This is a genomic window from Deinococcus sp. LM3, assembly GCF_002017875.1.
Classification (GTDB): Bacteria; Deinococcota; Deinococci; order Deinococcales; family Deinococcaceae; genus Deinococcus.
Genome location: NZ_MUFV01000001.1, coordinates 1,787,362 through 1,813,981, shown reverse-complemented (window position 1 = coordinate 1,813,981; position 26,620 = coordinate 1,787,362). Strand labels below are relative to the sequence as shown.

Sequence of the window (26,620 nt, the reverse complement as noted above, 5' to 3'; positions counted from 1 at the left end):
GGCGGCCCGCATGAACCCGCTGCGCTCCGGGCTGCCCCTGCGCTCCGTACTGTACGTGCCGGGCGACAAACCGCGCGCCATCGAGAAAGCCCGCACCCTGCGCCCCGACGCGGTCATCCTCGACCTCGAAGACGCCGTCGCCCCCGAACACAAAGCCCAGGCCCGCGAACACGTCCGGGACGCCCTGCGCACCCCCTGGCCCGTCCCGGTCCTGATCCGCGTCAACGGCCTGAACACCCCCTGGGAACACGACGACCGCGAACTCACCCTCACCGCAGGCGCAAGCGGCATCGTCCTGCCCAAAGTCGAAGACGCCCGCACCGCACGCGACCTCAGCCTCAGCCTGCCCCTCTGGGCCATGATCGAAACGCCCCAGGGCGTCCTGAACGCCCCCCACATCGCCGCCCTGCCCGGCGTGACCGCCCTCCTCGTCGGCACGAACGACCTCGCCCGCGCCCTGCGCACCCGCCCCCACCCTGACCGCACGCCGCTCCTGCACGCCCTCAGCAGCGTCGTCCTCGCCGCCCGCGCCCACGGTAAAACCCCCCTCGACGCCGTCTACAACGACATCCGCGACCCCCAAGGCTTCCAGCGCGAATGCCAGCAGGGCCGCACCCTCGGCTTCACCGGCAAGACCGTCATCCACCCCGACCAGATCGAAGGCGCCAACACCACCTTCGGCGTCACCGCCCAGGAAGCCGAAGAGGCGCGGGAGCTGATCGGCGCGTGGGAACAGGCCCGCCGCGAAGGCAAAAGCGTCGCCACGCACCGGGGCGCACTCGTCGAGCAGATGCACGTGGACGAGGCGCAGGAGGTTCTGGCGCTGTGGGGGGTGACGGAGGGGTAGGTGGGCGGCGGGGTTTCAGTGTGCGGCCCCACCCCCCAGCCCCCTACCCCAGAGGGGCAGGGGGAGCAGCGTTGCACTTGGCAAGAGGTTCTACCTATGCGGCGAAGTTGCAGTGGGCGCTGACGTGTCCGGCTTCGACGCCATCCTTCGCCCCCCTCAAAGGCCCGCGCGCTGCGCGCACGACGGCCGGTGGCAGTCTGCGGTCAGGTGATGGGTGGAACGCTTCGCGCCGCTGATCTACTTTGAAAACCCGGCTTTGGCAACAGCCCACAAAGTAGAACCTTCCAGCACGCACCAAGTGGGCTGGCCCGCCCGGCGTCGTGGCAACGCGGCCCGTCGTGCGCGCAGCGCGCGGGGCGAACGCCGCGAAGCCGGAGGCATGCAGCCCCATACGTGGCCGTTCCCGCATCATGCCCGCCGACCACCTCGGCGAAATACCTGCCCAGTGCCAACGCAAGCTCCCCCTGCCCCCCTGGGGTAGGGGGCTGGGGGGTGGGGCCGCACCGAAAAAGCCCACCCACACCCCAGACCCACCCACCTTGATTAATCACAGAAAGCGCCTTTATCATAGAAAGCAGATGCCCCTGACCGACACCGAATCCGCCCTCCTTGCCCTGATCCGCGAGACACCCCTGGCGACGCCGGAGGAACTGGCCCGCCGCCTGGGTTCCACGCGGGCGTCCGTGAATGTGCATGTGCGTAATCTGGTGAAGAAGGGCGCGCTGCTGGGGCGCGGCTACCTGCTGCCCGAGCAGGACGGGCCGGGCCGCGTGGTGGTGGTGGGCGGCGCGAACGTGGACGTGAAGGCACGCACCATCCAGACAGCGGTGCCCGGGACGAGTAATCCGGGCGTGTCGGCGCAGGCGCCGGGGGGTGTGGCGCGGAATGTCGCGGAGAATCTGGCGCGGCTGGGCGTGCCCGTGTCGCTGGTGAGTGTGGTGGGCCGGGACGGGCTGGGCGACTGGCTCCTGCGGGAGACGGAGGCGGCGGGCGTGGATGTGCGGCCGGTGCTGCGCGCGCCGGACGTGTCGACGGGGACGTACACGGCGGTGCTGGATGCGAGTGGGGAGTTGCTGGTGGCGGTGGCGGCGATGGCGGCGGTGGAGGCGCTGACTCCGGCGGCGTTGCAGGAGCGGCGGGGGGTGCTGCGGGGTGCGGCGTGGGTGGTGGCGGACGGGAACCTGCCGGAGGGGTCGCTGGCGCATCTGCTGTCCCTGGCGGCGGAGGCGGGCGCGGCGGTGGTGTTCGAGCCGGTGAGCGTGCCGAAGGCGGCGCGGTTGCGCCCGGCGTTGGCGGCGGGGCTGGTGCCGCAGGTGGTGACGCCGAACGTGCCGGAACTGGGCGCGCTGCTGGGCCGGGACGTGCCGGACGAGCCGGGGGCGTTGCGGGCGGCGGCCGCTGAACTGCACGCGCAGGGTGTGCGGTTGGTGTGGGTGCGGCGGGGCGCGGCGGGCAGCCTGCTGAGTGGCCCGGACGGCGTGACCGAACTGGCGGCCCTGCCGGCGGTGGTGCGGGACGTGACGGGCGCGGGGGACGCGATGCTCGCGGCGTTCCTGGCGGCGCTCGCGTCGGGGCTGTCTCCGGCGGACGCGGCGCGGCATGGTCACGCGGCGGCGGCGATCACGGTGGAAAGTGACCACGCGGTGTCGCCGCTGCTGACGCCCACCGCGATTCAGGCCCGCCTGATGGGGGTCGCCACGCCGAGCTAGCCGCACTGCCCAGCCGTTTCTTTCCGTTTCCGCTCTTCATTCCGGGCTGACTGCCCTTCCCGAGGTTTCTCATGACTCACGACATCAACCCGACCGTTGCCGCCTACCTGGACATTCACCCCGAAGTCGCCGCCGCCCTGGCCGAGGGCCGCGCGGTGGTGGCGCTGGAGAGCACGATCATCAGTCACGGCATGCCGTTCCCGCAGAACGTGGAGATGGCGCGCGGCGTGGAGGACGTGGTGCGCGCACACGGCGCGGTGCCCGCGACCATCGCGGTGCTGGGCGGGCGCCTGAAGGTGGGCCTCACGCCCGAGGAACTGCACCTGCTGGCGACCGACAAGGGCGTGGAGAAGATCAGCACCCGCGACCTGCCGGTGACGGTGGCACTCGGGAAGCACGGCGCGACGACCGTGGCGAGCACCATGCGCGTGGCGGCACTGGCAGGCATCCGCGTGTTCGCCACGGGCGGCACCGGCGGCGTGCACCGGGGCGCCGAGCGCAGCATGGACGTCAGCGCGGACCTGCTGGAGCTGGCGCAGACGGACGTGTGCGTGGTCAGCGCGGGCGTGAAGAGCATCCTGGATATCGGCCTGACGCTGGAGGTCCTGGAAACGCACGGCATTCCGGCCCTGACGCTGGGCAGCGAGGAGTTCCCGGCGTTCTACTCCCGCCAGAGCGGCTTCAGGGCGCCCCTGACGGTCGCCACGCCCGAGGAGGCCGCGCGGGTGCTGAAGGCGAAGTGGGATCTGGGCGTGTCGGGCGGCGTGATGCTCGCCAACCCCATCCCCGCCGAGGCCGAGATTCCCGCCGGGGAGATCAACCCGCAGATCGAGCAGGCGCTGCGCGACATGGACGCCCTGGGCCTGACCGGCAAGGACACCACCCCGTACCTGCTGGGCCGCATGGTGGAAATCACCGGCGGCCGCAGCCTCGCGGCGAACATCGCCCTGGTACGCCACAACGCCATGGTGGCCGCGCAGGTGGCCGTGGCGTACGCACAGTTGGGCTGATGGCTCAAGGCAGATGGCAGATGGACGCGCCCTGGCCATCTGCCATCTGCCATCTGCGTCCTTCCCTTACGCCGGTTGTGCGCTGCCCAGTTTGCGGCCTTCGCCGCGCTCTTCGGCCTGCACGTCGGCGTTCACGGGGGGGAGTTGTTCGCCGTTCAGGACGCGGGTGAGGCGGTCCATGTCGAGTTCCTTCTCGCTGCGGGCGACGACGAGGGTGGCGACGCCGTTGCCGATGATGTTGGTGATGGCGCGGCCCTCACTCATGAAGCGGTCGATGCCGAGGATCAGGGCGAGGCCCGCGACGGGGACGGTGCCGAGGGCGGCCAGGGTGCCGGCCAGGACCACGAAGCCGCTGCCGGTGACGCCGGCGGCGCCCTTGCTGGTCAGCAGGAGGATGCCCAGCAGCGCGACTTCCTGCGCGAAACTGAGGTTGGTGTTGGTGGCCTGCGCGATGAACACGGCGGCCATGGTCAGGTAGATGCTGGTGCCGTCGAGGTTGAAGGAGTACCCGGTGGGGACGACCAGTCCGACGACGCTCTTGTTCGCGCCAGCGTTTTCGAGTTTGGTCATCAGGCGCGGCAGGGCGCTCTCGCTGGAGCTGGTGCCCAGCACGAGCAGCAGCTCTTCCCTGATGTAACGCAGGAACTTCCAGAGGCTGAACCCGGCGAGCCCCGCGATGATGTTCAGCAGGACGAACACGAACAGGGCGCAGGTGACGTAGAAGGTGCCCATCAGGTACGCGAGTTGCTGGAGGCTGCCGACGCCGTACTTGCCGATCGTGAAGGCCATCGCGCCGAACGCGCCGATCGGGGCGAGTTTCATGATGAAGCCCAGGATGTTGAACACCATGACGCTGACCGCGTCGATGCCTTTCAGGATGCGCTGGCCGGGGTCGCCCATGCGGATCAGGGCGAACCCGCTGAGCAGCGCGATCAGCAGCACCTGTAGCAGGTCACCCTCGGTGAACGCGCTGACGAAGGTGGTGGGGATGACGTGCAGGATGAAGTCCGCGACGGTCTGCTCGCCGGCGGCGTCGGTGTACTTGGCGACGGCGCTGGTATCCAGGGTGGCGGGGTTGATGTTCATGCCGCGTCCGGGGCCGACGAGGTTCACGACGACCAGCCCGATCAGCAGCGCGGCGGTCGTGACGACCTCGAAGTACAGCAGGGCCTTGCCGCCCACCCGGCCGATCTTCTTGGTGTCGCGCATGCTGGCGACGCCGCTGACGACCGTGCAGAAGATGATCGGGCCGATGACGACCTTGATCAGTTTGATGAATCCGTCCCCGAGGGGTTTGAGTCCCTCCCCGACGGTGGGGAAGAAGTGCCCGACGGCGACGCCGATGACGATGGCGGTCAGAACCTGGGCGTACAGACTGCGGAAGATCTTGGGCATGGGTGAAGCCTCCTGGGGTGGTGGGCGGCTGGAGCGGCCAGCTGCGCTGAGGGCGGGCCGGGTCCAGGCGGAATGACGGTGACCCTGCGGCGGTGCAGGGGCGGTGCGGGTGGGGGTTGCGTTGCGTGTCAGGATGCGCGGTCCGGGGGGCGCCCCGTGAGCGGCGCGGCGCACCGCGTCTAGGGTGGGCCTGCTGCGCGCCGTCCTGGTGGCCGCGCACGCCCCTGCGGGCAGCGGTGGGTATCGTGCATGGCGTGAACACAAGGCCCACCCTGGCTGGGTATGCGTGCCGGGCGCGGGGGCTGTGGCAGACTGCCGGTACGTTGCCTGTCCGCCTGCCCGTTTCCAGTTCCGCGCGCCTGACGGCCCTGGCGCGCGAGGTGGCGCTGCCGCACACGCCGAGGCTGCTGCGGGTCGCGCCCCGGCTGTTCCTGACGACGCTGGGCGCGTTCCTGCTGCTGGCGTTGCCGCTGGCGGGGCTGGTCAGTCAGGGCGTGTACGGCGGGATTCACCGGTCGTTCGCGGAGCGGTCGTTGCGGGAGTCGCGGCTGGTGGCGGCGCTGCCGCCGGTCGTGGCGGCCCTGTCGGGCAACGCGGCCGAGCGGGCGAACCTGAACACCCTCATGAACCGTTACCGGGTGGTGCTGGGCGCGGATTACGTGGTGGTCACGGACCGCGCGGCGCGGCGCGTCACGCACCCGGACGCCGCGCGGATCGGGGAGCACATGGCAGGCGGGGATTTCACGGCGTTCCTGCGGGGCCGCAGCGTCACGGAGACGGTGCAGGGCACGCTGGGGCCGTCCGTGCGGGCCAAGGTGCCGGTCGTGGACGGGCAGGGGCGGGTGCTGGGGCTGGCCAGCGTGGGCTTCCTGCTGCCCCGCTTGCAGGACGTGTTCCGGGAGGTGCTGCGCGCCGCGCTGCCCTGGTACCTGGGCGCGCTGGCACTGGCACTGGCGCTGGCACTGGGCGTGGCGCGGCGGGTGAAGACCGAGATGCTGGGCCTGGAACCCGAGCAGATCGCCGGGGGCCTGCGGCAGTACCGGGCGGTCCTGAACACCCTGGAGGAGGGCGTGCTGGTCACGCGGGCCGGGCAGGTGTTCGTGATGAACCCGCAGGCGCGGTCGCTGCTGGGCGTGGCCGGGGGCACGCTGCCGCTGCCGTGGCCGCCGGGCCTGCCGCTGCCCGCGCCGGGGGCCGGGCCGGTCACGGCGGACGTGGCGGGCCGCCCGGTGCTGCTGGCGGCGCAGGACGCCGGGGACGGCGCGGTGGTGGTGACGCTGCGGGACCTGGCGCGCGTGCGGGCGCTGGCGGACGAGCTGACGCAGTCGCAGCGTTACGCGGAGCTGCTGCGCGCGCAGACGCACGAGTTCACGAACCGCCTGCACACCCTGGCGGGCCTGTTGCACCTGGGCGAGACGCGCGAGGCGCTGGCCCTGATTCACGAGCAGTCGGCGCGGCACGGCGCGCACGCGGACGCGGTGCGCTCGCTGCGGCACCTGCGGCTGTCGGCGCTGCTGCTGGGCAAGTTCGACCGGGCGGCCGAGCGGCGCGTCACCCTGACCCTGGACCCCCTGTCGGGCCTGCCGCCCCGGTTGCCGCCGGGCGTGCTGGACCTGCTGGAACTCGCCAGCGGGAACCTGATCGAGAACGCCCTGGAGGCGGCGAGCGGCACGCCGGACGCGCAGGTGCGGGTCCTGATCGCCGCCGACCCGGAGGGTGTGGTGCTGGAGGTCCGGGACAGCGGGCCGGGCGTCCCGCCGGAACTGACGGACTCGCTGACCCGCCGGGGCGTGAGCAGCAAGGGGGCCGCGCCGGACGGAACGCCGCGCGGGGTGGGCCTGGCACTCGTCGTGGACCGCGCGCAGGCGCTGGGAGCCACCCTCACGCACGACCGGGTCACGGACGCGGCCCGCACCTGGACGCGCTTCACGCTGGACGTGCCCCTGCCGGGAGGCGAAGAATGAGCGGCGTGACCTCTCCCCCACCGCTGCGCGTGCTGATCGTCGAGGACGACCCGCAGATCGCGTCGCTGCACTGGCGGCTGCTGGAACGCGCCGGGGGCTTCACGGTCCTCGGGCAGGCCGAGACGCTGGGCGTGGCGCGGGCCATGCTGCGCACCCTGCGCCCGGACCTGCTGCTGCTGGACGTGCACCTGCCCGACGGGCGCGGCCTGGACCTGCTGCGCGAGGCGCGCATGGACGGCGCGCGCGTGGACGCCATTCTGGTCACGGCCGCCAGCGACGCGCCCAGCGTGCAGGACGCGCTGCTGCACGGCGCGGCGGATTACCTCGTGAAGCCCGTGACGCCGGGGCGGTTCACGCTGGCGCTGGAACGCGTGCGGGAACGCGCGGCGCTGTGGGCGCAGGGGGACGTGCGCCAGGGGCAGCTGGACGCCCTGTTCACGCCTGCCCCCGCCGACGCGGCCGGCCTGGACCCGGACACGCTGCGCCGCGTCCGCACGGCCCTGCGCGAGGGCGGCCCGGTCAGCGCCGCCGAACTCGGCCTGAGCCTGAGCCTGAGCCGCGTGACCGCGTGGCGGTACCTCGAACACCTCGTCGAATCCGGCGAGGCCAGCGTCAGCACCGACGCCCGCACGGGCGGAAGGCCCGCCAAACGCTACCGCCGGGCGTGAGGATGGGCCATGGGTGATGGGTGATAGACCAGCTTCCGCTCAGGCCCATGCCAGAGCTTCCATCAACCATCCTCCATCACCTATCGACATCCCCTGTCCCTGACGGGGGAACGGGTCACCCTGGGCGTTTCGGGGGGGTGGTACGCTGCAAGGTGCTATGGATTCTTTCGACGTACTGGTGATTGGTGGGGGCCCCGCGGGTTACGTGGCGGCCATTCGTGCGGCCCAGCTGGGCTTCAAGACGGCCTGCGTGGACGCCTTCGAGCGGAACGGCAAGGCCAGCCTGGGGGGCACCTGCCTGAACGTGGGCTGCATTCCCAGCAAGGCGATGCTGGACAGCAGCGAGAAGTTCGAGGTCATGCAGCATGACTTCGCCGAGCACGGCATCAACGTGCAGGGCGCGTCCCTGGACATCGCGAAGATGCTGGGCCGCAAGAACGGCGTGGTGGACAAGCTGACGGGCGGCGTGGCGTACCTGTTCAAGAAGAACAAGATCACGTCGTTCTTCGGGCTGGGCAAACTGGTCCGCGCGGACGGTGACGGCTGGATCGTGGACGCCGCCGGTACCGAGGTCCGCGCCGCGCGCGTGATCGTCGCGACCGGCAGCAGCCCCCGCGCCCTGCCGCTCGCGCCGTTTGGCGGGCACATCGTGGAGAACAGCGGCGCGCTGGAATTCACGGCTGTCCCGGAGAAACTCGGCGTGATCGGCGCGGGCGTCATCGGCCTGGAACTCGGCAGCGTCTGGCGCCGCCTGGGCGCCGACGTGACGGTGCTGGAAGCCATGCCCGGCTTCCTGATGGCCGCCGACGACGCGATTGCCAAGGAGGGCCTGAAGCTCTTCAAGAAGCAGGGCCTGGACTTCCACTTCGGCGTGAACATCACCGCCGTCGAGCAGGACGACAGCGGCGTGAGCGTCACGTACACCGAGCAGGACAGGGAAGTCACCGCCCGTTTCGACAAGCTGATCGTGTCCATCGGCCGCGTGCCGCACACGCAGGGCCTCGGGGCCGACGCGGTGGGCCTCGCCCTGGATGAACGCGGCTTCGTGAAAGTCGACCAGCACTACCGCACCAACCTCCAGAACGTGTATGCCATCGGCGACGTGATCGGCGGCGCCATGCTCGCCCACAAGGCCGAGGAGGAGGGCGTAGCCCTCGCCGAGATGCTGGCCGGGCAGGCCGGGCACGTGAACTACGACGTGATCCCCTGGGTGATCTACACCAGCCCCGAAATCGCCTGGGCCGGCCTGACCGAGAAGCAGGCCAAAGACAGGGGCCTGAGCATCAAGACCGGGCAGTTCCCGTTCAGCGCCAACGGACGCGCCCTCGGCCACGGCGACACGCGCGGCTTCGTGAAGATCATCGCGGACGCCCAGACCGACAAGCTGCTGGGCGTGCACATGATCGGCGGCGGCGTCAGCGAACTGATCGGCGAGGTCGTGGCAATCATGGAGTTCGGCGGCAGCAGCGAGGACCTCGCCCGCACCGTCCACGCCCACCCCACCCTCAGCGAAGTCGTCAAGGAAGCCGCCCTGGCCGCCGATAAACGCGCGCTGCACATGTAAAAACCGCACTCCGGGCGGGGCGTGACCAGCGAAGTCCGCCCCGCCTTTCGTATGCGCCACGCAGACCACTTGACGAATTCACGCCAACCCTGTATCTTTCTGTGCGTGCCGGAAACGGCGCCCCTTGAAAGGCAGAAAGCGAAGGCGAAAGCCAACGACAACTGAAGTGGTGTGGCCCCATCGTCTAACGGTTAGGACACTACCCTTTCAAGGTAGCGATACGGGTTCGAATCCCGTTGGGGTCACCAAACAGCAAGCGCCTCTGCGAAAGCAGGGGCGTTTCTGATATTGCCCCCGCCGTCTGTGATTAGCAATTGTGTCTCCTGTCAAGAGGACAAGGCCGGGGACAGGCTTTTATCTTGACGCGAGTTCAGGAATAATACGGACTCCGATTAAGTAGATTATAATCGTTGCATCAAACAGATACCTCTGACCGCTCCTCTCGCGCATGACGCTGACACCTTCTGGAATCTCTACCGGGCCAGTACCTGTGCCGTCGAACGACGCAGAGCTCAATTCTTCGCACTCCTCGCAGAAGGCCGCCCCGTGCCAGAGATCCTTCAAGTGACCCGGTACAACCGGGTCACGGTCTACGGACTGGTCAAGCGCTACCGCGAACAGGGACTCGCCGGCCTCCGTGACGCGCGCCACGCCAACCAGGGCGCCCCCCGCCTCCTGACGGCCGAGCGACAACAGACCCTGGCCGCCCGACTGCACGCCGACTTCGAGCAGGGCGTCGTCTGGTGCGGTAACAAGAGTTTCCACAGGCGAGAGAACAGCGACCAGCACGAAGGCCCAGGAGGCAGGAGCTTGAAATTCCCCGGTCTCATGGGCCTTTATGCGAAGTGACTATGCCTCGCATCCCCAACCTACCGCAAAGCATCATCACCGCTCAGCTGAACCGGGTCACCAGCCTCAGTGGCCTCGTCCCCTACAGCACCCTGCGTAAAAGTGCCATCTCCAAAGAGATGGCGCGGGACACCTTTGCCTCCACGGAGGACTTCAAGCGTCGAGCCAGGAACGCGCCGGAGGGCGCGTTCCTGGCCATTGATTTCGTCATGGTGCCCCACGCCGGACGGACGATGGAAGGCGTGAACTACCACTACAGCGGTCAGGCCCAGACCCGCCTCGGTCATCAGTTCCTCAGTACCCGACACTTTCCCGGGGGCTTGAAAAAGTTCGGTTGAGACGCGACAACAGAACGCGTCTCCCGATGTCCTGGCCAAGCTGACCCACTGCTTCACCGCGCACTTCCCGGAGTTCCGCAAGAACCAGGTCGAGTTGCTCTCCCTCATGGTGCTCGCCCTCCTCAAGGGGAAAGACGTCCGGCATGCCGAACTCGCCTCGCGCTTCCCTGGAAGCGCGCACAACGCCTCCGTCATCCGCCGTGTGGAGCGCTTTTTTGACCGGCATCCCATCCAGCCGGCCGACGTCGCCCGGGTGGTCCTGACGCTCCTTCCCTCCGCACAACCACGCGAATTCATCCTCGACCGGACGTTCTTGGGCAGAACGGACGCCCATGAGGACGCCTGCCCGCAACTGGAAGTATGGCCAGACGGACGTGAACGTCCTGCTCCTGGCTGTCATCTGGCGGGGCGTCGCGATCCCCCTCCTCTACGAGCTGCTGCCCCATGGGGGCGGCAGCCATACGGAGATCCGGCACACCCTCATGGACGATGCCCTCTGCCTGCTCTCCGTAGCGGACATTCGGGTTCTGTACGCCGATCGCGAATTCGTCGGCTACAACTGGATTCAGGGATTGGCCTGCCTTGGGATTCCTATCTGCGTGCGCCTGCGGAGCGACACGCTCATGGACGACTGGACCGCCAAGGACTGGCTGAGTCGCTTGCAGACCGGCACAGCCGGTCTGCTGGTCGAGGACACGCTGGTGTACGGGCAACCGATGAACGTGGTTCTGACGCACACCCGAGACGGCGAGGCCCTGATCATCGCCAGTAACGCCGGAGCGGTGACGACGATCCAGAAGCGATATCGCCGGAGATTCTTGATTGAGACGGGCCAACACGATTACGGTGATACATCTCGAACCTTCTGCGTGTTCATCATTGAAGTGGCTTTGTCGATCCACCGCTGGTGGTATCGAGCACCCACAGGTCCAGCCCTCAAGGCTTGGAGTCGACGGACCTCAGCATCATCGGCCCAGAGGCACCAGCTCCCACCTCGTTTCGATTGCTTACCGTTCACGACGCCCCGGCGCAGCCATGTGTATAACGTCACGGCTGGCATCTCCAGTGCCTGAGCCAGTCCAGGCAGTGTCCACCAATCCCCCGCTCGAGGAGGAAGCCTTGAACGGACAGCACGCCCATCCGTCCCCTTTGAAAACTGGAGACCCAGACGCTGGGCGAGGCCTCGGACTTGAGTCACATTCCAAGTGGCCCGACGCTTTGGTGGACGCCAGCCGGCCGCATTCAGTTCGTCAGCGACTTCCAGCGCCGTTTTGCCTTCCCGTACCCCAGCTTCCACCCGTTGGCACACCTCCTGGTAGGTACTGACCTGATCGCACCGGGCGACTGGTCGGATCACGTGACCTTCAGTCACGTGATCACCCTGCCATTCGATGCACACGTCCATGTGTTCGTTCTTCGCGTCCCCCCAGACGGTGACCCGCTGGATCACCAATCGCAGGATCTCCTTGCGGTCCTGCATGGTCGTCATCGATGCTGACCACAATGCGGGGAGGGCCGTTGAAATCAGCTGCACCTGACGGATCTCCTCAGTGGTCAGCTGCCGAGGTTGCCGTTGTACGTGGCGATCGTACTCCTCTTTCAGGGCTCGTTCTGCCTCTAGCGCCTCCTCCCAAGCACGTTCCAAGGAACGTGCGACAAGGCGGTGCTCCGGCTCCACTCCCTGATACTGTCGAGCCGCACGAGCGGCCTCATACTGTGCCCGCTCCAGACGAGCGTGCCAGTGCCGGTCCAGCGCTTCACGGTCCCGATTCAAGCTGGACTGCGCTTCGAGCGACAACGCCACGCCGGCGGGCGTCAATGCCTCCAGCAATTGAGTGACGACCCAGCGGTCCACGGCCGTCCCCGCACAGCTGAAGCAGGGTGAACCCCCGTAATCCGTGACGTCTCGCGTGCAGCTGTAACGTACAGCTGGTCCTGTCGAGAGCTGATGGTAAGACGCAACCATCCGGTGTCCACAGCGCCCGCAGATCAGCAGTCCGCTGAGGAGCCCGGTGCCCCGTTTCGGGGCACCCGACCACGAACCGACATTCCGATTGGCCGCCAGGCGGGCGACATGTTCCTGGTACTGGTCCCAGGTGATGTAAGCCGGAAGATGATCTTTCAGCAGGACATGCCACTGGTCGGGCGGAAGCGACACCCGTCCTGTCGAGCTGTACCCAGCCAGCTTTTTCCTGGGGTCAACCTGTCGCCGACCGTATGCGTAGACCCCGGCGTATTGATCTGTCAAGGGTTTGGTGGAGCCTCAGTTCAGGATGGGGGCCTGCTCCTCGAAGGCCGTCGGTGACCGATAGCCCAACGACGAGTGACGACGACGACGGTTATCTGACATCTTTCAGTTTTAAGCCGCATGCTGGCGAGTGCCGTCCCAGACGACTAAAATCCGTTCCATTTCTCTTTCCAGCTCAAAAAGCCTTACCCAGCCGACACATTTCATCCTGACCTGATCAGCCAGTGCACCCCAGTCGGGCCAAGAGGAGACCTCTTGGCCCGACGCTGTTTGGTCAAGGTGCTCAACATGGCAGAGGAAGAAGCAGGCCACACTCAGGCACAGATAGCGTAAGACGCCCAGTTTGGTCTTCTGCCCGAATTTGCCGAAGGCAAATCGGCTCTTCAGTGGTAACTGCTCAGCAGGGCGAGCTCAGGGGTTGAAGTTGGGCATGAGCACGTCACCAGTAAACACGCTGACCAGGCCCTCCCAGACGCTGAGACCCTGCTTCTGCAACGTGGAGATATAGCTCCTGATCCGAGCGAAATTCTGCCCGCCCTCTGCGGACCGGAATCCCCCAGACACCTTGCGTTTCACGCACCAGGACCGCACGTCCCGTTCCGCCTGATTGTTGTCGAACGGTACCCGGCGATCATGCAGGAACAGCAGCACCGCTGCGCGGTGCTGCTGGCACCGTAACGCCAGATTCCGCCCGTGTGACTGCTTCGTCGGGCCGCGCCGCCCGTTCCAGGGCGACGCGGCCGGGTTGGCCAGTAAGCCCTCCTCAAGCAGTTCATCAAATCGCCGTTCAAACGCCGTGCGGGCCTCTGGGCTTAGCGTCCCAGCTTTGAGCTCGTGATACACCGTCCTCAGCGCTTCCCGAAGGTCCCCAGCCCAGACCTGCCCATGGTGTTCGGCCAATCCCCGCAGTTCCCGCAGCAGATGAGCACCGCACAGCGCATGCTGTGCCGGGAGTTTGAAGTATGAGCTCCAGGCGTCGTGGACCAGGATGCCCTTGTACTTCGGCAGGATCTTCATGTCCTCCAGCGCCGCGAGGCCGCGCCGGGCATGCTGGCCGTAGAACGTGAGCTGCGCGCAGCTCACGACATGCATCCATTGCAGCTTCCCGTTCACTCGGCTGCCGGTCTCATCTGCATGCAGCACCGGTTGCTGCGTCAGTGCCGTTCGGAGGTGCGACTCAAAGTCCTGCAGCCGATCGGCCGCGAGGTTGAGGTTAAGGGCGATGGTGCCATCACTGGGTCGCGCCCCGCAGAGAGCCTGCAGAATCTCACTGGTGCGTTCGAGGGGCACGAAGTGCGCCACGTTCAGATATACCGTCAAGGCGTGGACCCGTGGGCCGTATTGCACCTGACCCGTGACGTGCGTCGGGAAGGGTGCTCGTTGCCGGTGATGACAGCCAGGACAGATTTTGACGTCGGCGCGGTATTCGGTGACCTGAAGTTGCCACGCTGGGAGGTCATGGACCTGCCGAGTGACCTGAGTTTCGACTGGAACGTCCTCCCAGACCTGTCCGCAGCCGCAGTGTCCCGTGACAGGGAGGTGGACCGTGTGGTCGGGATGCGCTGACATCTTGAGGGTCGTGCCGGGGTGATCTGGCTGAGCGCCAGAAGACCGGCCGGTCTTCTGGCGCTCACTCTTGGGCTGCCAGGGTTTGTCCTGACTGGGTGGCTGATTGGATGTGTGGCTGGTCTTGGCCTGACGTCCTTCAAGCTCTTGAAGGCGTTTCAGGAGGGCCGCAATCTGCGCTTCGAGTTCACGGATACGTGCCTCGAGTCGTTCACAGTTTGGGCAGGGAGTCTCGTTGATGGTCCACCTTACCCAATCGACTCCCGGAAGTCACCCTGCTGAGCAGTTACCTTCAGTGTTTTGAACAGCGCTTCAATCTTCCAGCGACGTCGACCGGTCTGCCGGGCCGTCTGAGGCGTTCGTTGCCTGGAGGACACGATGAACCGCTGTTCCCGCTTCTCTCCTTTCTTGGCGGGCAACCAGACCCAGTACAGCCACAACTAGAGGTCAGGCAGGCCAGCAAGCATGACTGGGCACTGTTGGCGGGTGATGTCTTTCAGACGGTGCCCCTCTGTGGTCCTGCGATCCGCTCGCATCCCAATGGTGAAGTCCAGGCCCAGGTTCCGAACACCGTGCATGAAGGCCTGGCTGCTGAACCCTGCATCTGCAAGCAGATGCACGTGTTTGGTGCGTGTGCACACCTCAGATGGGAGCTGTCGGACCAAGAGTTTCCATTTCACTGCCGATGACGTGTCACGCGGCCTCAGGCAGGGGTCCATCCTGCTCAAGGCCGGTCAGGACGTACTTTTCTGCATTCAGAGCCGCCTGCTGTTGTGCGGCCCTCCACGTCACTCCTGGTACTTCCCGACGCACCCGTAACACCGCGTGAAAGGCCTCCACCACGCACCACACCCAGTTCTCCTGCGCCTGGATCGTCCGGCAATGACAACGTCCCAGCCCCAGGTTCTGCTTGAAGAACCGGTGAATCACCTCGATTCCCCAGCGGGCCTTCCAGGCCCGCAGCAGCGAGCGAACCGTGACGTCACCACCAAACGTGCTGAACAGGAAAAAGCGCGTCCACTCACCGTGCACTTTGCGCCACACGATCAGGACATCGAACCCACCGACCTCACGGGCGACCGGCAAGCGGCGGACACGCCATCCGAACTCCGCGTACAGGTGGCAGCGGTCCGGAGGGAATTGTTTGCTCAGCGCATTGAGGGTGAGGGACTCACCCTCGAACTGCACCGTCATATTGGCTTTGGCACGGATCAGGACCGGAATCTGATGCTGGCGACTGAAGGTCATGGCTGCATCCCTCCCGAACTCTCCATCCAACAGAAGACCCGCCATGGGGATGCCGGCCGTGAGGCAATCCTGGACGACGTGGATCATTTCCTGAGTCGCTGTACGGTACGGATAGCGCTCTGTATGCAGGGCCTGTGACACTTTGAATCGCTCCAGGAGTGGAACTGGATCTTCACCGAACCTGACCAGAGCAGCGGAGGTGAACTGATGACCGAGACGGGTCTGGGCCTGACCACTGTAGTGGTAGTTGACGCCTTCCATCGTCCGTCCAGCGTGGGGCACCATGACGAAATCAATGGCCAGGAACGCGCCGTCCGGCGCGTTCCTGGCGCGGCGCTGGAGGTCTTCTGTCGATTCGAAGGAGTTCCGCGCCATCTCCTGGGAGATGGCGCTTTTGCGCAAGGTGCTGTAGGGAACGAGACCGCTGAGGCTGGTGACTCGGTTCAGCTGAGCGGTGATGATGCTTTGCGGTAGGCTGGGTGTGCGAGGCATAGTCACTTCGCATAAAGGCCCATGAGACCGGGGAATTTCAAGCCCCTGCCTCCTGGGCCTTCGTGCTGGTCGCTATTCCCTCGCCTGTGGAAACTCTTGGTCGGACAAGCCGGAGCGCCAGGTCTGTCGGTGAAGGCGAGCCTTTCCCGCGCCAGATCTTGAAGCCCCAGGGGAGGCGAAGGTCACCACAGCAGACGTAGAGCATGACGACATGGAGGCCACGAACACTGTTCAGGGTGTGGATCCAGCCATCCAGTTCAGCGAACGCGCCCTCCTTTGAGATGGAGGTCGTGTCAACGATGATCTCGATGAGCGGTGGACGCCCCCGGCGTCCACGGAGGGAGTCCTGGAAGGTTCGCAGGGCGTGCTGGCGGATGGTTCGAATGAGGGTGCGCAACGACCAGTTCTGGTGGTTGAGGAATCGGCTGATGGCGCCCGGGGACTTGGCGGTGGACGCATGGAAGCGGGATATCCCAAGGGCTTCGAGGAAGCAGCTGAGCACCACCTGCATGTTGTCTCGATGCTGCTTTCGGGGGCAGGCAGTCAACATGTCAGAATAAAGCTGTCCAGCACGGTTGATCTTCTGTTTCACACCCTCATTCTGAGGTCAGAAGCCGTACTGGACGTCCTTTTCTAAAACTGAAAGATGTCAGTCTATCTAATACGACCAAATTTATTCTCTGGGATCACCAGTGCCAGGAGTTCGCGCACAGCTTCAGGGTCGTTGTTCTGCGCAGCTACTTGCAGAGAATAGAGCTGTGACGCAATTTGCCGTGCGTCAACTTGGGCCAATCGGGCAATGGATATCTTTGCATGAGTGGTAGCCTCAGCATCCTCGGTTGAGGTCAGCAATTCCTCATAAAGTTTTTCTCCCGGTCGAACACCGGTATACACAACATCTACATTGCGGGCGCCGCTTAGTCGAATCACATCATGAGCCAGATCGGATATGCGGACTGGTTCACCCATGTTTAGCACATATACACTTCCGTTATTGGCGAGTCCGCCCGCTTGTAAAACCAAGCGCGCCGCTTCAGGAATAGTCATAAAATACCGCACCATCTCAGGGTGAGTTACCGTGATTGGCCCACCTGATCGAATCTGGGCCATGAATGTAGGAACCACACTTCCACGGCTCCCCAGAACGTTCCCAAAACGTACAGACATGAACGCCTGCATAGGCTGAGCCTTCGCTGCTCCTGCGGAAACAACCATCTCGGCGACTCGTTTGGAGGCACCCATAACACTGGTCGGATTCACGGCCTTATCCGTTGAAACATTCACTAGCCTCTCTACACCAAACTCTAGGCAGAGATTTACGACGTTCTGCGTCCCAACAACGTTGTTCAAGATAGCTTCGGATGGCGCCTCCTCCATCAGCGGTACGTGCTTGTGCGCGGCCGCATGGAACACTACGTCTGGACGGTGTTGCTCAAACACTGCTCTCAGTCGTGGGAGGTCGCGCACATCTCCTATCAGACCCACTTGTTTTATTCCTGGCCATTCTCGCAACAACTCCTGCTGAACCGAGAATATGCTGTTCTCACCTCTTCCGAATAGTAGGAGGGTGGCAGGTTCATAGGACGCAATTTGCCGCACTATTTCTGAACCAATACTGCCTCCTGCACCTGTTACCAGCATTGTCCGGCCTTTAAGGTATCCCGCAATTTCAGAAGTATTCAGTTCTACAGGTGGGCGGCGCAGGAGGTCTTCTAGATTGACATCCCGAATCTGATTGATACTCACGTTGCCACTGAGAATCTCGAATACACCTGGAATAATCCGGTATCGCAGATCAGCACTTTGGGCCAGATCCATCACGCGCCGCACGAACTGACCTTCCGCAGAAGGAACAGCAATAAGGACCTCCTGTGCCCGTTCGCGGGCTGCTACCTCAGGTAGAGCGTCTACAGAGCCAAACACAGGTAAACCTACGACGCGACTGCGCAGCTTACTTGGCTCATCATCCAAGAAGCCGATAGGGTCCAGACCAGCTTCTGGGTGCCGCTGCATTTCACGGGCGATCAGACTGCCCGCATTCCCAGCTCCAACAATCAGCACCCGCCGCCGCTGCGCTGTACCTTGTGATCGCACGCGTTCACTCAGGAGACGGGCAATGAGCCGCACACCACCCATGGCCATGAAGCCCAATACACCCGCCAGAACCGGCACACTGCGTGGCAGTTGCAACCAGCCTTGCAGAACGAACCCCAGAGCGAACATAACTAGGGTCGCTAAAGCGGCGGCTCGCGCGAGAAGCTGCAAGTCACCCAGTCCGACCCGCTGCCACTTCTGACGGTGCAGAGCATAGTACGTTTCCATAGTGCCCATCACACCTGTACTGAGCAATAGGTATCCCCAGACGTTCACAGGCACCCCTTGATGCACAAGGTCTGGCTTTCGAAAAGCGTACGCCAAAAGACCAGCGACGGCCCACAGCCCTAAATCAATCAAGAATTTCCGCGCGACGGAGTTCATTTGTTCCCTGTGCCTTGTAGTACGGATCGGATCGTCAGGCGCGCTACGGCCAAGTCCATACCGAAGCTCAGTCGTTGTAAGTATGTAGTGTCACGGTGCACCTTCTCCTCATCCGGAAGATCGTCGCGTCCAGTCACCTGCGCGTACCCGGTGATTCCTGGACGCAAGCGGTCGACTCCACTGGCTGCTCGTAACTGCAGCACGGGTGTTTGGGTCAGTAGAGCTGGACGTGGGCCGATCAGGGACATTTCCCCTTTCACGACATTCAAAAGCTGCGGCAATTCATCCAAGCTAGTGCGTCTCAGGATGGCTCCAATGGGCGTGATTGAATTCATACCAGATTTGACCATGTCTTCGGTTGACAGGTTGGGCGTGCCTGCTCGCATGGTGCGGAACTTATAGATGGTAAATGGTCGGTGTCCTCTTCCAGCCCGCTGCTGCCTGAAAAGCACTGGCCCAGGAGAATCAAAGTGCACCAGTAGCGTGATCATAAAGAGGAGTGGGGCTATTGCCATCAGCAGTACTAAGGCTGCCAGTCGTTCTAGTGGTGTACGGAGCCATAGATAAAAGCGCTGAGTGCTCTTTAGACGGAAAGGTTGTGGCGTTTCCAACTGTTGCAAACTGCGCCCCGTGCGCGCCAGTGCCTGCCAGATCGGGTACGGTGGCGCCCAGTCAAGCTGTTCGCGTGCCTTGCTACTATCCACCTCCAGTGATCCCAGTAGTCGGGACAGCATGTTTGATCGCCCCACCATTCTGCCCAGCCCCCAGAGCAAATGTGTAGGCACTGCTACCAGCCAAGCCCGGCGTCCTTGCGCCTCTGCTAATTGGCGGGTCAGATCAGCTGTGGAGAGGTCTTCAGCATCGGATGCCAAGAACACTTGGCCCGGTGCGGCTGGATGTTGTAGAACCACAGCGACAAGGTCCGCAAGATTCTCGACATAAATCAGACTGCGCCGATTGCGTACGGCCCCCAGTGGCAGCGGCCATCCGCGCCCAGCCAGCCGGGCAAGTGCCATGAAGTTCGCCTTTACTCCAGGGCCATACACTAGGGGAGGTCTCAGGACGACAACCTCCAGCTTGCTGAGTTGTCCGAGTTCAAGCAGACCCTGCTCGGCTTCAAATTTGCTGATGCTGTAGGGGTCCGTAGGTGCGGGAATATTTTGTTCTGTGAAGGGTTGGCCGATTTCAGTAGCTTCCCCGTTGACTTTAATGGAACTGAGATATACAAATCGGCCGACGCCCGCCTGGGCAGCGGCCTGCGCGAGGGCCAGAGGCGCATCCCGATTCACTGCGCGGTAGGCCGTGAGAGGATCAGGATGAGTGTCGTTCATGACATGCACGCGGGCAGCCAAATAGACGACCGCCTGTACATCGCGTACCAGCGGTAGCCAATCGGTCTCTGCATCTGTTAGGTCGGGAAGGGCAACGTGTTCACTGCCCGCGGGTAAATCCTGACTGCGCCGAGCGGCAGCCCGTACCCGATACCCTCGCCGAAGTAGATCCTTACAGACGGCCTGGCCCACGAAACCGCTGGCACCTACGACAAGCACAATTTCCTTCACACTCTTCCTCCAACCTGCTTAAGCGTCCGTTCCAGATCATTCAGCAGGCTTTCACGCTCAAAATGCGCTTCGAAATACGCTCGACCTCGGAGTCCCATGGCATCTCGCTGATCCTGAGACAGCTGCCGAAGTACCAGTACTGCTTCGGCGAGCCCCTGCGCGTTCTGGGGTTCACAGGTGACCCCCGCCCCAGCCTCTCTGACGATCTCAGCGCCTTCACCCAGCAGGGAGGCGAGAATTGGTCGACCACAAGCCAAATACGACTGCAACTTTGCGGGAACGGTCAACGCGAACAGTTCATCACTGGTCAAGGACACCAACAGAGCGTCCGCCTGTGCGAAGAACCGCGGCATCTCGCTGGCTGGACGACTGCCTAAAAATCGCGCGCTGGTCAAGTTCCGCTTATACGCTTCAGATTCTAGTTCAGTACGCATACTGCCATCACCCAGGAAAATCCAGTTGATTGTCTCCTCCCGTAGGATCTCAGCCGCTTCCAGAACCGTCATGAGATCCTGGGCAGTACCCATGTTGCCAGCGAACATGACTGTGAATCCTTCGGGTAACCCCTGTTGCCTGGCCCAGTCGGGTTCGGGAGCGAGGGGCCGGTAAAGGCTCTCTGCATACTGCGGAAAGTAACTGATGCGATCAGGTGAGACGCCCAGGCGCTGAACTCTTGGAATAAAGGCTCGTGAGGTGACCAGAATCCGGTCACAGGCTTTATAAATGCCCTTAACCATCCATTCCACGACTTTCAAGGCTGCCGTGTGGGTGACGAAGCCGGTGGCAGCGAGACTTTCAGGCCACAGGTCCTGCACATAGAACACAATAGGTTGACCCGTCAACCATTTCATGACCATGGCCGGATACCCCACTGTCATGGGCGAAGGCTCGTACACAAAGATGACGTCATATCGGCCACGGGCCACCATAGGGCCTAGGACACTCCCCATCAGAGCAAATGACATGTAATTCATCAGCAACCGCGCGCCACTGCGCTGGCCACGGGCCAGCATTGGGACCCGCAACACCCGGATGCTACTGAACTGTTCTATCTGTACCTGCCGACCTGTGTACCCATGTGTGAACTGCCCTGATGGATAGTTCGGGTGCCCAGTCAGGACCGTGACTTGGTGACCGCGTTGATGCAGGCCTGTGACGATGTCATTGATTCTGAAGTTCTCAGGCCAGAAATACTGGGTGACCACCAAAATGTGCATCTGGCCAGCTTACCCCTTCCGCCACACCACGCGGTTCACGTAATCCGTATAGCTCAGGATTAGACGGACTACCTTGTGGGAGACGTTGGGCATGGAGTAATCATCCACGAGCCGCAACAGCCGTTGCTCCCCCCGGGGCTGAGTGTCCAGCAACGCGAGGCCCTGCATCACCCTGGTCACCTCTAGGCCCGTCATCATCACTGCGGCTTCTTCCATGCCTTCCGGGCGCTCGTGTGCCTCCCGGATGTTCAGGGCCGGGAAGTTGAGAATGCTGGACTCCTCAGTGATGGTCCCTGAATCTGAGAGGACGGCCCGGGCGTGCATCTGCAGATGCACATAGTCGTGAAACCCCATAGGTTTGAGAAGTTCTACGTTGGAGTGGAACTGCAGTCCGGCTGCATCGATGCGTTTCTGGGTTCGCGGATGCGTGGAAACGATCACGCGTTGCCCGAATTGGGTAGCCAGTGCGTTCAGGGTCTGATGTAACTTGCCCAGGTTTATGTCAGACTCTACGTTCTCTTCTCGATGTGCACTGACCACAAAATAGTTGTGGCGCTTTAGTGCGAGCCGGGTCAGAATGTCAGAGGCATCAATCTGAGGTCGGTAGTGCTGCAATACTTCGAACATCGGACTGCCAGTCTTGATAACACGGGCCGGGTCTAGCCCTTCACGCAGAAGGTATTCCCGTGCAATCGTGGAATACGTGAGGTTCACGTCGCTGGTATGATCCACAATTCTGCGGTTGGTTTCCTCAGGCACCCGCTGATCGAAGCAACGGTTACCGGCCTCCATGTGGAATATGGGAATTTTGCGGCGCTTGGCGTTAATCGCCGCTAGGCAACTGTTGGTATCTCCGAGAATAAGGAGAGCGTCGGGGCGCTCTTGCTCCAGAATGGGGTCGAGACGGATCAAAATCTGACCGATGGTCTCAGCCGCCCCAGCACCCGCGGCTTCCAAGAAGTGATCTGGAGAGCGCACACCGAGGTCCTGGAAGAACACGCCGTTGAGTTCGTAGTCGTAGTTCTGCCCAGTGTGGACAAGAACATGCTCAGTGTATTCGTCTAGCCTTGCCATGACTCGCGAGAGCCGAATAATTTCAGGTCGGGTGCCGACCACGGTCATGATCTTCATACGGCGGGTAGGTTGCTCATTCATGTTTTTCCACCAAGGCGAGATAGGTGTCGGGATTTTCTGGATCGTAAAGCTCATGGGTCCAGAACAGCGTCGTGAGCGCGCCTCTACCCACGTTCGTGATGTTATGCGTATGTAGCGTTGGAATGTCCACGTAAGAGGGCACACTGCCACTCACCCGAAAAGTTTTCACATCGCGTCCCGTGACGTGCCGCACCTTGATCTCAGCGTCACCCCCAGTGACCAAGAAACGCTCAATCTTTCGGGTGTGGTAATGATTACCGCGTGTAACGCCCGGGTGTGTAGTTGATAGGAAGACCTGTCCACCGTTGGGGCTCTTGATTGCTTCGAACAGAGTGCCTCTCTCATCGCTGTGCAGAGTTAGAGGTACTGGATAGCGGCCAGGGTATAAGTATGAGCGGAAGGTATTGAAAAGGTCACGATCAAAGGCGTCGCGCACATCAGGAATGATGTGCTGGTCATAGAGCATATGAAATGCACGCAGACGGTCAAGGATATCCCCTACTGTCAGTATCTGGCCCTGTATTCGACGATCACCGGTTTCCCCTTGGATAATGAAGGCCTGGAACTGGCGCGCTACTTCCTGTGCGTGAACCTGTTCGACTTGTGCATCAGCGTTCACGTCGGGTGTCTCTCCCTGAGCTAATTGCGCGCAAAAGGTCGACACCACCGAGTTATAAAACGGTTTGCCACCTTCACCAAAGACGCCGGGGAGAATCACGTTGGTGAATCGGGCACCACTGCGCTCAGCCCACCGCCGCAGCAGTTCGGCTGACTGCCGCTTTGAGGTACCGTAGGCCGTATCCCGCTCAATGTGTGTAGACGAGGAGAACAGCAGGTGCGGTCGGGCCTGCGTGGCCTCCAGGGCCGCTACCAGTTGCTCACACAGATGTATGTTGGTGGCGGCCACGTCGGCATCATTGCCACGATTCATTCCGGCAAGGTGAATCACCGCATCACAGTTTCCAACGAACGCCTGCGTGGCTGCTGGGGAACTGAATACCTCACGGTTCGTAGCGATCACAGTCGTATCAGGCTGCCCACACAGGTACGCGTGAATGTGCGTACCGAGTAGGCCGCGCGCGCCAGTGATGCCGATTCTCACGACTGACCGCGTTGGTGGGCCAGCAGTTCCCGCTCAAACGCAGGCAGCGAGCGCAGAAGGACTTCAATCTGCGCGACAGTCAGACGCTCGGTGTTATGTGAGGTGTAGTCCTCCACGAGAGACTCTTCGGGATCGCCCTCCGTGAAGTATTTAGCGTAGTTCAAGTCGCGGTCATCCATGACGATCCGTAGGTATTCACCCATATCTTCCGCACTGACCAGCTCGCCAGATGTTGCGAGAGTCTCGAATAATTTCTCAGCATGACGGGTGCCGATGATATCAATTGGGGCGTCAGCCTGGAAAAGATTACTGACTGCCTGAGCCAGATCTGCCACAGTAGAGGCCGGCGCCTTCCGAACAAAAATATCACCCTGTCGAGCATGCTCAAAAGCGAATAAAACAAGATCAATTGCACTTCTAAGTGATAGTAGGAAGCGAGTCATGTTGGGCTCAGTTACTGTGAGTGGACGGCCTTGCCTGATTTGTTCGACAAAGAGAGGAATAACTGAACCACGCGAATACATGACATTGCCATATCGCACGGTCGAGATGGTAGTAGGACTACCATCACCCAGGCGTCTCGCGGCGGCCGTGGCCACTTTTTCCATTAACCCCTTGGTCATTCCCATCGCATTGACCGGAAAAACAGCTTTATCAGTACCCAGACATACAACTGATCCAACCCTATGAGCAATAGCAGATTCGATAACATTATGACTACCCACGACATTCGTCATAACCGCCTGCATCGGAAAGAACTCGCAGGAAGGCACTTGCTTGAGAGCCGCAGCATGAAATACCAGATCCACGCCTTCCATGGCCTGGTCGACACTCTGGCGATCTCGGATATCACCTATGTGAAATTTAATTTTAGGATTCTTCATCCGCACACGCATGTGCTCCTGCTTCAATTCATCGCGACTGAACACACGGACCTCGGCAATATCTGAGTCTTTAACAAGCTGCAAAAGCTCGTTCCCAAAGGACCCCGTGCCGCCAGTAATCAAGACAACCTTATCAGACAGCTTATTTCCGGCCATATTCATATTTTTCCTCCTACCTGTCTACGATCCTGCATCTTCAGTTTTAGAGCTACCATCACCCTTAGCATGTGTGAGGCAAGCAAAGCCCTTCTCTTAACTATATCTAGAATTCCAAATCTGTGCATTTGACTTACATTTTTATCATGCCTTCTGTACTTTAAGAGAATTTTGTCGAGGAATACCACGTCCCCCATCATATTTGCTACTATACCTATCCATCCATCGTGAGTCCTGACACCGACTGGAATCTTTAGTGCGAACTCCAGCACATCTCGACGGAACGCAAGACAGCAACCAAGATATGAATTTTTGTGGAAGTTTTTTAAAACTCCAGCGCCACTATTATTTAGAGCAAAATATGAACTATGAATAACGGCACCACTATTATCGATAATTTCGGCGTTTGTTACAACCGCCATGGTTCTAGGATTACAGAATTCAGACATCACATTACTCACTTTACCATCAATCCATACATCATCTTGATCCGACAAAAATATAATATCTCCCCTCGCTCTTTTAAGGCATCTCTCGAATGTCGGTATAACTCCAAGATTACTTTTATTGATCTCGATTATTATCCTATCATCTTTTAAGCTCTTCAAGTATTCGATTGTTTCATCAGATGAACAGTCGTCCTGTATCAATATTTCGTCTCCTGAATCTATCTGCCCCAGGATACTATTAATCTGCGCGGGTATGTATTCGAAACCGTTATAAGTGGCCATACAGACAGAAATCATTGAGTTCTCCTTTTTAGATTCAGACTAAGTCTGAAGTAAATCGTTAAGTAGAATAGCAATATAAGAGCATGAAGCGCGGTTATGGAAACCAGAACCCCGCCTATTGAGTTTAGGGGTATAAGGACCACGCCAATCAGGATAGCAGCCACCACTGAGCAACCTTGCACAGCCGTCCTGATGTCTTGCCGTCCCATTCCAGTAATGGCATCAGCAAACGGAATCTGATACACTTGCAGGACTATTGGTATAGATAAATATCTTAAGTATGTACTAGAGTCTTCATATCCTTTACCCAACACATCATTCACAAACAATGAGAGACAATAAACCGCTATAGATATAATTAGACTGTACACACTAGATATCAGCAGAACGCGTTTCAGCAATGAGGTTGTTTCTTTATATTTTTCGCCGGCCTGAATAAATCTAGGATAGAAAATAGAATATATCGCACCGATCGGTATCAGCGCAACTGATGCAATTCTACTCGAGATACCATATGCTCCAACTACGGCCGGGTCATAAGTACGAGCAAGTATAATTTTATCCATATCTTGATAGCTATACTGAAAGGCACTGCCGAGGCTGAAGACTAAACCGTCTTTTAATCTTCTGGGCGAGATATTACTCTTTTCTAGAATTTTAAATTCTCTGTTTAAGTATATCAAAGACACTAAAGAAAAAACCGTCCCAGACAGAGCATACAGAAGCGCCCATTCATTTAATCTAATTCCTCTAAGGATTCCGTAGATTCCTAACAGTGTCATAGAAATAGCGGATACTGACTCCAAAAAAAGAAATGGGACTCTTGATTCTGTCGTAGTCTGGATTGACGACATTACTAAAGATAACCTACTGGTTAGCAGGTAGCCAATTCCAACAAACAAGCCGATCCACAAATTTTCAGTCCCATACGCTAGGTAGAATAAGATAAGTGCGACCAAAATACCGACTGGCATAAGCAAAAAAACCATCTTAATATTTTCGGCTACGACCTTCTCAGGGTTTCTTCCCAAAGAAATATCCCTTGATATGATAGAATATGCGCCTAAATCGACAAATGGCGATAAAGGCCCCAAGATTGCAAGCATTCCGATCACATACCCGAAATCGTTCGCACCTAACGCCTTTGCAAATAGAAAGAAGGAAAGCCCTTGGCCCGCTAGGCGAAGTCCGTACGCTAAAAATATTTTGGTTATCTGCTTACTCGATCGTGGCAAGCCGACACTGGATGTAATTTTTTTGTCAGCTTGGCTAGGCACTAGAAAGATTCCTCCTGATTAGCGCGCCCATCGCCAAGCACCAATAATATAGGCCAAGGCTATTTAACCATAAAGCCTTAGCTCTTCAAATACTCAAAAATCCGTAGTAAACTCACGACGACATGATCACACATCCGAGAAGAAGGTACACGATAGGAAT

21 protein-coding genes, 1 tRNA gene and 1 pseudogene are annotated in these 26,620 nt (G+C 61.0%); 10 read left to right on the top strand and 13 right to left on the bottom strand.

The features are described 5' to 3' along the window. Positions 1-10 precede the first annotated feature (10 nt). The 3 genes from BXU09_RS08475 (at position 11) to BXU09_RS08465 (ending at position 3,566) form a co-directional block, all read left to right on the top strand. Positions 11-847 carry a CoA ester lyase gene (locus BXU09_RS08475; protein ID WP_078301832.1) on the top strand — a complete coding sequence of 279 codons (837 nt, stop codon included), beginning with the start codon at positions 11-13 and terminating at the stop codon, positions 845-847. Between the two features lie 578 nt (positions 848-1,425). Beyond that, a complete protein-coding gene (locus tag BXU09_RS08470) occupies positions 1,426-2,556 on the top strand; it encodes a carbohydrate kinase (RefSeq protein ID WP_078301830.1) in 1,131 nt (376 codons plus the stop codon). A gap of 71 nt (positions 2,557-2,627) precedes the next feature. Continuing rightward, a complete protein-coding gene (locus tag BXU09_RS08465) occupies positions 2,628-3,566 on the top strand; it encodes a pseudouridine-5'-phosphate glycosidase (RefSeq protein WP_078301828.1) in 939 nt (312 codons plus the stop codon). Positions 3,567-3,632: 66 nt separating this feature from the next. Here the strand turns inward: BXU09_RS08465 and BXU09_RS08460 are convergent, their stop codons facing one another. Beyond that, positions 3,633-4,961 (bottom strand): dicarboxylate/amino acid:cation symporter, encoded by a 1,329-nt coding sequence (locus tag BXU09_RS08460; protein WP_078301826.1) that lies wholly within the window; start codon positions 4,959-4,961, stop codon positions 3,633-3,635. A 254-nt stretch (positions 4,962-5,215) separates the two neighbouring features. Here BXU09_RS08460 and BXU09_RS08455 point away from each other — a divergent pair, with 254 nt between their 5' ends. From BXU09_RS08455 to BXU09_RS21440, 7 genes are all read left to right on the top strand, one after another. Beyond that, positions 5,216-6,925, top strand: coding sequence for an ATP-binding protein (locus BXU09_RS08455; RefSeq protein WP_240501118.1), 1,710 nt, complete (start codon positions 5,216-5,218; stop codon positions 6,923-6,925). Further along, positions 6,922-7,593 (top strand): response regulator, encoded by a 672-nt coding sequence (locus tag BXU09_RS08450; protein ID WP_078301824.1) that lies wholly within the window; start codon positions 6,922-6,924, stop codon positions 7,591-7,593. The genes BXU09_RS08455 and BXU09_RS08450 overlap by 4 nt, the downstream gene beginning before the upstream one ends. 157 nt (positions 7,594-7,750) lie before the next feature. Beyond that, complete coding sequence (lpdA, locus tag BXU09_RS08445; RefSeq protein ID WP_078301822.1) at positions 7,751-9,157, top strand: dihydrolipoyl dehydrogenase; 1,407 nt, start codon at positions 7,751-7,753, stop codon at positions 9,155-9,157. A gap of 173 nt (positions 9,158-9,330) precedes the next feature. Continuing rightward, positions 9,331-9,405 (top strand) — tRNA-Glu (locus tag BXU09_RS08440). Between the two features lie 166 nt (positions 9,406-9,571). Next, entirely contained in the window at positions 9,572-10,006 is a 435-nt protein-coding gene (locus BXU09_RS08435) for a helix-turn-helix domain-containing protein (RefSeq protein WP_078301820.1), read from the top strand. 2 nt (positions 10,007-10,008) lie between these two features. Continuing rightward, a complete protein-coding gene (locus BXU09_RS08430) occupies positions 10,009-10,344 on the top strand; it encodes a hypothetical protein (protein ID WP_078301818.1) in 336 nt (111 codons plus the stop codon). Between the two features lie 374 nt (positions 10,345-10,718). Further along, on the top strand, positions 10,719-11,417 hold the full coding sequence (locus BXU09_RS21440; protein ID WP_240501357.1) for a hypothetical protein: 699 nt from the start codon (positions 10,719-10,721) through the stop codon (positions 11,415-11,417). An 806-nt stretch (positions 11,418-12,223) separates the two neighbouring features. On the opposite strand, the pseudogene BXU09_RS21895 reads toward BXU09_RS21440, so the two are convergent. From BXU09_RS21895 to BXU09_RS08360, 12 genes and pseudogenes are all read right to left on the bottom strand, one after another. Further along, positions 12,224-12,502 (bottom strand): annotated as a pseudogene (locus tag BXU09_RS21895) (zinc ribbon domain-containing protein); the annotation flags it as partial. Between the two features lie 501 nt (positions 12,503-13,003). Continuing rightward, positions 13,004-14,353: an IS66 family transposase gene (locus BXU09_RS08415; RefSeq protein WP_078301814.1), complete on the bottom strand. Its 1,350-nt coding sequence runs from the start codon at positions 14,351-14,353 to the stop codon at positions 13,004-13,006. A 498-nt stretch (positions 14,354-14,851) separates the two neighbouring features. After that, positions 14,852-15,898, bottom strand: a complete 1,047-nt coding sequence (locus BXU09_RS08405) for a transposase (RefSeq protein ID WP_144012034.1) — start codon at positions 15,896-15,898, stop codon at positions 14,852-14,854. A gap of 37 nt (positions 15,899-15,935) precedes the next feature. Further along, the gene (locus tag BXU09_RS08400; RefSeq protein ID WP_078301809.1) at positions 15,936-16,490 is read right to left on the bottom strand and encodes a hypothetical protein; all 555 of its coding nucleotides are present in this window, start codon (positions 16,488-16,490) and stop codon (positions 15,936-15,938) included. A gap of 62 nt (positions 16,491-16,552) precedes the next feature. Continuing rightward, complete coding sequence (locus BXU09_RS08395; RefSeq protein ID WP_078301808.1) at positions 16,553-18,376, bottom strand: nucleoside-diphosphate sugar epimerase/dehydratase; 1,824 nt, start codon at positions 18,374-18,376, stop codon at positions 16,553-16,555. Next, complete coding sequence (locus BXU09_RS08390) at positions 18,373-19,938, bottom strand: hybrid nucleoside-diphosphate sugar epimerase/sugar transferase (RefSeq protein ID WP_144012033.1); 1,566 nt, start codon at positions 19,936-19,938, stop codon at positions 18,373-18,375. Before BXU09_RS08390 ends, BXU09_RS08395 begins: the two co-directional genes overlap by 4 nt. Further along, a complete protein-coding gene (locus BXU09_RS08385) occupies positions 19,935-21,155 on the bottom strand; it encodes a glycosyltransferase family 4 protein (RefSeq protein ID WP_078301806.1) in 1,221 nt (406 codons plus the stop codon). The genes BXU09_RS08390 and BXU09_RS08385 overlap by 4 nt, the downstream gene beginning before the upstream one ends. A 9-nt stretch (positions 21,156-21,164) precedes the next feature. Further along, on the bottom strand, positions 21,165-22,364 hold the full coding sequence (wecB, locus tag BXU09_RS08380) for a UDP-N-acetylglucosamine 2-epimerase (non-hydrolyzing) (RefSeq protein ID WP_240501116.1): 1,200 nt from the start codon (positions 22,362-22,364) through the stop codon (positions 21,165-21,167). Then, positions 22,303-23,412: an NAD-dependent epimerase/dehydratase family protein gene (locus tag BXU09_RS08375; RefSeq protein ID WP_078301803.1), complete on the bottom strand. Its 1,110-nt coding sequence runs from the start codon at positions 23,410-23,412 to the stop codon at positions 22,303-22,305. Before BXU09_RS08375 ends, wecB begins: the two co-directional genes overlap by 62 nt. After that, complete coding sequence (locus BXU09_RS08370; RefSeq protein WP_276205836.1) at positions 23,409-24,458, bottom strand: polysaccharide biosynthesis protein; 1,050 nt, start codon at positions 24,456-24,458, stop codon at positions 23,409-23,411. Before BXU09_RS08370 ends, BXU09_RS08375 begins: the two co-directional genes overlap by 4 nt. Beyond that, entirely contained in the window at positions 24,455-25,198 is a 744-nt protein-coding gene (locus tag BXU09_RS08365) for a glycosyltransferase (RefSeq protein WP_078301802.1), read from the bottom strand. The genes BXU09_RS08370 and BXU09_RS08365 overlap by 4 nt, the downstream gene beginning before the upstream one ends. Further along, on the bottom strand, positions 25,195-26,460 hold the full coding sequence (locus BXU09_RS08360; protein ID WP_168174575.1) for an oligosaccharide flippase family protein: 1,266 nt from the start codon (positions 26,458-26,460) through the stop codon (positions 25,195-25,197). Before BXU09_RS08360 ends, BXU09_RS08365 begins: the two co-directional genes overlap by 4 nt. Between the last annotated feature and the right edge of the window lie 160 nt (positions 26,461-26,620).